The sequence below is a fragment of the Pauljensenia sp. UMB3104 genome (assembly GCF_030217285.1).
Taxonomy (GTDB): Bacteria; Actinomycetota; Actinomycetes; order Actinomycetales; family Actinomycetaceae; genus Pauljensenia.
This window is the reverse complement of sequence record NZ_JASONN010000226.1, coordinates 1-290: the sequence shown is the minus strand read 5'-3', so window position 1 is coordinate 290 and position 290 is coordinate 1. Positions and strand designations below refer to the sequence as shown.

Genomic DNA, 290 nt, shown 5'->3' with positions numbered 1-290 from the left:
AATTGCGTAGTTTGTCGCACCCTTGCCTTCAATGATCTTGTAGGCAGACTCAACAACATCCTGAGCAATGCGTTTACGCAATCCAATATCGAACGGTTTACCCTCCAAGGTTGGCCCCCAGTGCTCAAGGGGAACATTACCAATCTCAGCGGAGGACCACAGTGCAACTTCTGAGTCACCATGTTCACCAGCAATGTAGGCGTGAATATTCTGGGTAGCCACGCCGGTTTCACGCGACACCAGGTAGCGCAAACGCGACGTATCAAGCACAGTGCCAGATCCAAATACCT

At 51.0% G+C, this 290-nt stretch carries 1 pseudogene; it reads right to left on the bottom strand.

Annotated features, from left to right (window positions below):
• Positions 1-290: pseudogene (locus QP415_RS11490) on the bottom strand (L-lactate dehydrogenase); the annotation flags it as partial.